Here is a 7,020-nt window from a genome sequence, read left to right as displayed (position 1 = left end):
AGCCCGCCAAGCCGTCGGTCAAGTAGACGCCATCGGCGCCCGGGGCTGGGGAATTACGTGAACTCAGCCCCGGGGAAATACGTGAACGTCCACACCAACGCCGACTGGCCTGGATGGGCGCTTTCTCCCCCTTATGTGCTGCGTCCACGCAGGCCGCGTTCGTTGAGCAGCGTGCGGGTTCTATCCGAGTCGTAGCCGGCGTCCAGGTGCACGGTGACGTCGTCGGGCAGCGGGCCAAGGTCGTTGAGGCGATCCAGGGTTGGGGCGAGCAGCGGAGGGTCATGTCGGTTGGCTCCGGCCAGGACACGGCCGAGGGGAATGCCGTATCCGTCCGTCATGCCCGAGCGCTTCAGCCCCTGCTTGCCGCGGTCGACTGGTGAACGTCCGGCGGCCTCGCCGCCTCCGGGTGCCTTGGTGATGGAGCCGTCCACGGCGATCTGGTCGAGGACGAGGCCGACGATCCGGTCGTAGGACTCAAGCGCAATCTGCTTGAGCTTGGCGAAGACGCCGAGTCGTATCCACTCGTCGCGACGGTCGCGGATCGTGGTGGCCGAGCAGGTCGTGTCGGCGATCGCCTCATAAGAACAGCCGAAGCGTAGTAACTGCAGCATCTTGTCGAAGATGATCCGGTCGCCGATGCGCCGGCGGTGGCAGCCGAGCGGATGGTGCGGGTGGAACTCGGGCCGCTCGGGCAGCAGCGCCTGGAATTGGTCCCAGAGTGGTTCGGTCAGCCATGAGGGCAGCGTGGGCACGGGTCTCCCAGTGATCACAGAGCGCCGCCACTCCATGATCACCAGATCTTTAAGTCGCGACTTGTGGGTGGATCAGTGGTCGGCTGGAGGGGTGGGCCGGTGGCGCCGGGCCATCGGGGCAGTGTCGGCTGAGGCCGTCCCACTCGATCAGAACGGGCACGGCGTACGGAAGAGGAGTTCCCCAGACCAGGGCGCACGGCCACCACGCGGCGGGAGGCCATGGGCCAGGCCGCGCACTGACGGGAGAGTTCATCCTCTACCGCGGCCACTCAGGGCCCTTCAGTGGGCTCGCGTCCAGTGCAGTCGGCCCGTGCGGGGTGTCGTCGAGGTAGCCGCCCAGATGGTCCGGCCACGACTTGGCACAGGTATCGCGTGCTGCGGGCGGCGGGGGAACCGACGTGCTGGCGAAGACAGCCGTGGCGAGGCAGACCCCGGGCTCCGGGCCGGGGCGTCACTTCAGTTCCATGAGGGTGTCGGCGCGGGCGTAATAGTCGGCCACCGGGAGACAGTTGCGGGTGATCCGCACAAACCCGGCTTCCTCGTAGAGGTGGATGGCGGGAGCCAGCTTGCTGTTCGTGCCGAGGAACAGCCGGGCCCCACCGAGTGCCTGGGCGCGGTCGATCGCTTCGGCTACGAGTTGGCGGCCGATGCCGCGTCCCTGCGCGGCGGGGGCCACGGCCATCTTCGCCAGTTCGAACACGGCGTCCGGGTAGGCCAGAAGTGCGACGCACCCGACGACGGTGCCGCTGCCCGGCTCGCGCGCCAGGAGCACGTCGCCGCCCGGGCCCACGATGCGGCCGAACGGATCTCCGAGAACCGCCCGGTCCACTTCCTGCAGCGTGAACAGGCGCGAGATCCACTCCTCGTTCAACGCGCGGAACGCGTCGGCATCACTCTGTGAGGCGATCGAGGAGACCACGGTCGGGGCAGAGGTGTACGGCATGAGGCGAGTTTCCTTTCCGGTGCAGCTTCCCGTTAGCAGCCTCCGGTCCCACTCACTCATATGTCCAATACAAGCGGTAGCCTCTATCGATAAGTTTGAACTATGGATCAGCGAATCGAGCTCCGCCATCTGCGGTACTTTCTGGCTGTGGCTGAGGAACTCCACTTCGGCCGTGCCGCCCAGCGGCTGAACATTGCTCAGCCAGCCCTGTCCCAGCAGATCAGGCAGCTCGAGAAGATTGTCGGTGTTGAGCTGTTCCGGCGGACCTCCCGAAGCGTCCGCCTCACAGAGGCAGGAGCGACGTTCCAGCCACGGGCGAGGGACCTTCTGGGCCGTCTGGCGGCCGACCTCGACGAGGCCGGTCGTGTCGGGCGCGGCGAGGCCGGCCGCCTGGATGTCGCCTTCATCACCTCCGCCACCGCGATCGTCAGCGAACAGCTCCGTGAATTCTCCCGCCGCCGCCCAGACGTCCAGATCAAGCTGCACGACGGCTTCACCGTCGACGTCCTGGCGGCCCTGGAGCGGGGCACAGCCGACGTCGGGATCGTGCGGGATGCTGAGGAGCGAGACGACATCGCCCTTTCCCTGCTGACGACTGAACGGTTTGTCGCCGTCATCCCCACAGAACACCCCGCCGCAAGCAGCGACCATGCGGAAGCAATGGCGCTGGCCACTGACCCGCTGATCCTGTTCCCACGTACAGCAGGAGCTCAAGCGTTCGACGTGAACACACAGCCTTTGCGGGACGCCGGCATCGACGTCCAGGTCGCGCAAGAGTGCTCGAACTGGCACACCATCATCATGTTCGTCGCCGCCGGCCTTGGCGTCACCATCGCCCCCTACAGCGTCACGACGCTGCTCCCCGCAGGCGCCCAACGTCTCGAACTCGACGGGCCTCCCACAGCGAGCCGGATCTTCATGGCCACCCGCCGAGGAGACAACCGTCCCCTCGTGCAAGCCTTCATCGCAGCATCTGAGTCCGTGACAGGTCGTGGCCACGACCGGACCACGAGAACACGTTGACCTGCTGAGCGAGCACATCCAAGTGCAGGGCCACTTGAAGGCGAACCGTGCGTAGCCTTATCCGCCGCACCTGGAGCACCCATGCTCGGATAACAGCCCAAGCCGACCACCGTGAACCGCCCCTATCCGCGCAACTTCTTAGCCGTAGCCGTGGCCCTTGCGACGGGCGATGCACCACTGACCTGCAACACCTTGTTCTCGGTGAACAGGGCGCCGACTTTCTCCGCGCCACCGAGCTGGAGCCCGTCGAGCGCGCCGCGCTCGACCAGGGGGCGACCGTACGGCGCGGCCAGGGCTACACCCTGCGCGTGACCGCCGTCCTCGCGGTGCACCACCAGCTCCTCGCCCGCTGCAAGCCGCTCGACGGCGCCCAAGGCGCACCTGCGGTCCCGGCTCAGCGCAAGGCCCGCCGCGAGTACGAGAACCGGGTCAGCGCACTCACACCCCGGCGACCTGTTCGAGCAGGTGGGCGCCGGCCACGGAGTCCTGCACACTGGCCGCGGTGACCAGCACGGCCAGAAGCAGTCCGAGCGTGTCGGTGATGATACTGCGTTTCCTGCCGACGATCTTCTTGCCGTTATCCCGGTGCCTGGATAACGCCAAGTCACGTGACGGACGCAAGCGCCACATCCTGACCGACACCGAGGGCCTGCTCCTGGAGGTGACCGTGACCACGGCCGACGTGCACGACTCCAAGGCCGCTCCCGCGCTGCTGGAGACGTTCATGGACCAGCCCGGGCCGGCTGCTGAAGCTGGTGTGGGACGACACCACCCCTCGTCCCTGCCGCCGAAACACCTCCCCTACACCTGACCAGCGGAAACGCACCCGGCGCTCTCGGAAGGACAACGGCTTCTAAGCCTTGGCTGACGATGCGGCGACGCTGAGTAACCACCTGTCAGTCGACTTCTACGGTCACGCGGTGGCTGCTGGCTCGCTGTCGGGGACTGTCAGGGCCCAGGCGGCCATGGTGTCGAGGACAGCGCGCAGTCCTTCACCGAGGGGAGTGAGCCGGTACTCGACCCGTGGGGGAATCTCCGAATAGGCGGTGCGCAGGACGATGCCGTGTCGCTCGAACAGGCGCAGTCGGCTGGTCAGGGTGTGCGGGCTGATGCCGGGCAGGGCGTCGCGCAACTCTGTGAAGCGGTGGGGTCCGCGCAGGAGTTCGCGCACGATAAGGGTGGCCCACGGCCCGTCGAGCAGGGTGATGAACCGGGGGACGCCGCACTCCGGAAGACGGTCAGCAGTCATGGTTCGAGTTTATGCCATTAGTGCAGTTGATGTAACCGGTGCAGTCCGTGCACTAATAGGTCCATGACCTACGCGTTTCGTGGTCAGCCCGCACCACGCACCATGGAGGACGACATGCCCGCGATCACTACGGCCAACACCGCAAGCGAGATGGTGCGCTCGGCCACGACCACCGCGTTGCGGGTCGCCGCGCGCGAGCTGGAGCTGTATGTCGCCGGGGACGTCGCCGGGGCGGATGAGGTGTTCGCCCCTGATCTGATCGACCACAACCCCGCTTCCGATGCCGTCTCGGGCGTCGACGGCATACGGGCGCTGATCGCCGCGACCCGTGACGGATTCACCAACAGGCAGATTCGGATCCTGTTCCAGGAAGAGCTGCCTGGCGGCTGGGTCGTCCTCCAGTGGCGGATGACCGCGACCCACACCGGAGACGCGTTCGGGTTCGCCGCCAGCGGCAACCCGGTCGATTTCCACGGCCAGGACATCAAGCGCATTGTCGACGGCAAGATCAGCGAGATCTACCACATCGAAGAAATGCTCAAGCTCACCCAGCAGATCAGCACGGGCACGTAGCCTGCGTGATGGTCGAGATCTTCTCGGGCGACGGCCGCCCGTGAGGAGCTGTTGTCTTTTCGATCTTGAGCGGTGGCGGTCGAACGCGGATTCCCGGTCGGGTGATCCTTCCGTGGCCAGAGCATGAAGACGGGGCCTCCTGAACAGCTCGTGGGTGTCGAATCCATAGAGCACCAGGAGGCTCCTGCGCCGCAGTCTTCCGTGTCGATGGCCCGGCAGTCCAACTCGGCCGCTCCAACGTGTGATTGCCTCGCGCATGAGTACGGCAACGCGGCCGACCGGCCCGAACGGCAGCGCCGGTACCCGACGGACATGACGGACGAGGAGTGGGTCGAGGTCCGGCCGCTGCTGCCGGTGCCGGGCTGGATGCGCGGGCAGGGGCGGCCGGCCGGAGGGGTACTTCCACCGCGCGGTGCTCGACGCGATCCGCTGACGCTGTCCGGGATCTTGATTGCGCCGTGAGGCGCTGTGGTTCGAGTGGAGGTGAAAGACCGTCACCTCTGGCCTGTCGCAGCAGGTCAGCGTAGCTGAGGGCAGCCTGACCCGGGTGGTGCCGGAGAGGGCGGGAGCGGCCCTGACAAAGCCGGGACGTACCAGCACTGCCAGATGGTGCGGGCCCGGCGAGCGAGACGAAGAGGGAGTACGCGAGGAACCGGCGTTACTACGTCCTTCAACCCCGACACCGGCTCGAACCTGGCGGATCTGGGCCGGTCCGCAGCGCACACCTGCCGTGATCATGCGGCGGGTGACTCCGAAGCCGGGATGAATAGGCCGGTGGGGAGGCCACGAGGAAAGCCTGCGGCGTACTCGTGGCGAGGCTGCCGGGGTATAGCTGGGCACCTCCCTCGTCGAACGGTTGGTGGTGAACGTGGGAACCACCTGCGGCTGCCCTCACGATGTTCCATCCAGGACATCGAAGGGCAGGCCCGTCGTCGGCTGTCGGCCGCAGTGTGGGGCGGAGGCCCCGTAGTAGTCCGAGCGCGCGAAAGGCGCGTACATGGCGAAGGGGGCCAGCAAGTTAGCAGGGCGGATGCTGGAATGCTCGGAGGACGCCGGCGAATACCGACGCACCAACGCTCACGTCGTTCGGCGCGGAGCGCAGGGTACGAGAGATCCAGACCAAGCTGCACCGTTGGGCGACCGACGATTCAGACAGGCAGTTCCGTGATTTGTTCAATCTCGTCTGTGATCCCGCATTTCTCCTGATTGCATGGGAGCGAGTGCGGGACAACAGGGGTGCACGGTCGGCAGGAGTTGACGGGAAAAGCGCCTACTATATCGAGCGGCAAGGTGTCGGCGAGTTCCTGGCCGAGGTTCGCGAAGATTTGAAAGCGCAGCAGTTTCGCCCCTTACCGGTCCGCGAGCGGATGATTCCGAAAGCGGGCGGAAAGAAACTGCGCCGTCTAGGTATTCCCACCGTACGTGATCGCGTTGTTCAGGCTGCGCTGAAATTGGTGCTGGAGCCTATTTTCGAGGCGGACTTTGAGCCGTGCTCGTATGGCTTCCGGCCCAACCGGCGAGCTCATGACGCGATCGCTGAGATCCGTACCTTTGCCAGTCCACCCCACCGATACGAGTGGGTCGTGGAGGGCGATATCGCGGCGTGCTTTGACGAAATCTCGCACTCGGCACTTATGGGCCGGGTGCGCCAACGGGTCTCCGACAAGCGCGTCCTGATGCTGGTCAAGGCTTTCCTGAGGGCCGGAATCCTCAACAAAGAGGGGCCCTTCAGGGAATCACGCACAGGGACGCCACAGGGCGGAATTCTGTCACCTTTGCTCGCCAACGTCGCACTATCAGTACTCGATGAGCATTTCGCTCGACGTCACCGAGAGCAGAGCAGGATGACTCGGCAGCAACGGCGGGGAGAGCCGTCATTTCGGCTTATCCGCTACGCTGACGCTTGGGTCGCTCTGGTTCGAGGTGACAGAGCTGATGCTGAGGCGATATGCGACGAAGCCGCCGAGGCTCTCTCCACGATGGGCTTGCGTCTTTCGGAGGAGAAAACCACGCTGGTGCACATCGACGAGGGCTTTGACTTTCTCGGTGGCGCATCCAGCGCCACCGAAAACAAGGCACGGCGAAGTACTACGTCTACACCTACCCGAGCAAGAAAGCGGTTAAGTCCGTCACGGGAAAAGTGAGGACGGCCAGTCGATTGGACAAGAACCAGCCGCTCGAAGTCCTGCTGCACTATCTCAACTCTGTGCTGCGGGGCTGGTGTGTCTACTTCCAGCCCGGGGTTTCGAGTGTCACCTTCCACTTCCTGCGCGCGTTTACCTGGCGCAGGGTCATGGGTTGGCTGCACCGAAAACACCCGCGTGCGAATTGGAAGCAAGTGCGCCGCAGGTATTGCCAGGGCCAGTGGTGGCCGTCAGATGGCGATACCGCTCTGTTCGATCCGGGGCGGATGCGGACTACCCGCTACCGCTACCGAGGCAGGGCTGTTGCAAAGTCCTTTGATCTCGTGTGAGTGCTGG

Annotated in this window: 8 protein-coding genes and 3 pseudogenes; 6 read left to right on the top strand and 5 right to left on the bottom strand. The window is 65.4% G+C overall.

Annotated features, from left to right (window positions below; translation table 11 throughout):
• Positions 1-152 precede the first annotated feature (152 nt).
• Together M2271_RS41130 and M2271_RS41125 are read right to left on the bottom strand one after the other, a co-directional pair.
• Positions 153-752 (bottom strand): annotated as a pseudogene (locus M2271_RS41130) (IS5 family transposase); the annotation flags it as partial.
• A 451-nt stretch (positions 753-1,203) separates the two neighbouring features.
• On the bottom strand, positions 1,204-1,695 hold the full coding sequence (locus M2271_RS41125; protein ID WP_280892585.1) for a GNAT family N-acetyltransferase: 492 nt from the start codon (positions 1,693-1,695) through the stop codon (positions 1,204-1,206).
• A gap of 102 nt (positions 1,696-1,797) precedes the next feature.
• On the opposite strand from M2271_RS41125, the gene M2271_RS41120 reads away from it, so the two are divergent.
• Positions 1,798-2,718 (top strand): LysR substrate-binding domain-containing protein, encoded by a 921-nt coding sequence (locus tag M2271_RS41120; protein ID WP_280892584.1) that lies wholly within the window; start codon positions 1,798-1,800, stop codon positions 2,716-2,718.
• A 122-nt stretch (positions 2,719-2,840) separates the two neighbouring features.
• Here M2271_RS41120 and M2271_RS41115 read toward each other — a convergent pair whose 3' ends face one another.
• Positions 2,841-3,092 carry a hypothetical protein gene (locus M2271_RS41115; protein WP_280892583.1) on the bottom strand — a complete coding sequence of 84 codons (252 nt, stop codon included), beginning with the start codon at positions 3,090-3,092 and terminating at the stop codon, positions 2,841-2,843.
• A gap of 79 nt (positions 3,093-3,171) precedes the next feature.
• Positions 3,172-3,300 (bottom strand): annotated as a pseudogene (locus M2271_RS41110) (transposase); the annotation flags it as partial.
• Positions 3,301-3,331: 31 nt separating this feature from the next.
• Between M2271_RS41110 and M2271_RS41105 the strand changes: the two are divergent.
• Positions 3,332-3,436: pseudogene (locus M2271_RS41105) on the top strand (transposase); the annotation flags it as partial.
• A gap of 195 nt (positions 3,437-3,631) precedes the next feature.
• On the opposite strand, the gene M2271_RS41100 reads toward M2271_RS41105, so the two are convergent.
• A complete protein-coding gene (locus M2271_RS41100) occupies positions 3,632-3,967 on the bottom strand; it encodes a helix-turn-helix domain-containing protein (RefSeq protein ID WP_280892582.1) in 336 nt (111 codons plus the stop codon).
• 114 nt (positions 3,968-4,081) lie between these two features.
• Here M2271_RS41100 and M2271_RS41095 point away from each other — a divergent pair, with 114 nt between their 5' ends.
• The 4 genes from M2271_RS41095 (at position 4,082) to M2271_RS41080 (ending at position 7,013) form a co-directional block, all read left to right on the top strand.
• Positions 4,082-4,540 (top strand): ester cyclase, encoded by a 459-nt coding sequence (locus M2271_RS41095; protein WP_280892581.1) that lies wholly within the window; start codon positions 4,082-4,084, stop codon positions 4,538-4,540.
• 312 nt (positions 4,541-4,852) lie between these two features.
• Positions 4,853-5,002, top strand: coding sequence for a hypothetical protein (locus M2271_RS41090; protein ID WP_280892580.1), 150 nt, complete (start codon positions 4,853-4,855; stop codon positions 5,000-5,002).
• Between the two features lie 707 nt (positions 5,003-5,709).
• The gene (gene ltrA / locus M2271_RS41085; protein WP_280892579.1) at positions 5,710-6,684 is read left to right on the top strand and encodes a group II intron reverse transcriptase/maturase; all 975 of its coding nucleotides are present in this window, start codon (positions 5,710-5,712) and stop codon (positions 6,682-6,684) included.
• Between the two features lie 14 nt (positions 6,685-6,698).
• Positions 6,699-7,013 carry a group II intron maturase-specific domain-containing protein gene (locus tag M2271_RS41080; RefSeq protein ID WP_280892578.1) on the top strand — a complete coding sequence of 105 codons (315 nt, stop codon included), beginning with the start codon at positions 6,699-6,701 and terminating at the stop codon, positions 7,011-7,013.
• The last annotated feature ends 7 nt before the right edge of the window (positions 7,014-7,020 follow it).

The organism is Streptomyces sp. LBL, assembly GCF_029893585.1.
In the GTDB taxonomy this organism is placed as follows: domain Bacteria; phylum Actinomycetota; class Actinomycetes; order Streptomycetales; family Streptomycetaceae; genus Streptomyces.
The sequence above is the reverse complement of the archived record's forward strand: the minus strand, read 5'-3'. Positions and strand labels throughout refer to the sequence as shown.

Bases quoted from the DNA above. Each gene is read 5' to 3' on its own strand.
- M2271_RS41095 (WP_280892581.1), top strand. From the start codon at position 4,082: ATGCCCGCGATCACTACGGCCAACACCGCAAGCGAGATGGTGCGCTCG.
- M2271_RS41120 (WP_280892584.1), top strand. From the start codon at position 1,798: ATGGATCAGCGAATCGAGCTCCGCCATCTGCGGTACTTTCTGGCTGTG.
- M2271_RS41125 (WP_280892585.1), bottom strand. From the start codon at position 1,695: ATGCCGTACACCTCTGCCCCGACCGTGGTCTCCTCGATCGCCTCACAG.
- M2271_RS41100 (WP_280892582.1), bottom strand. From the start codon at position 3,967: ATGACTGCTGACCGTCTTCCGGAGTGCGGCGTCCCCCGGTTCATCACC.
- M2271_RS41090 (WP_280892580.1), top strand. From the start codon at position 4,853: ATGACGGACGAGGAGTGGGTCGAGGTCCGGCCGCTGCTGCCGGTGCCG.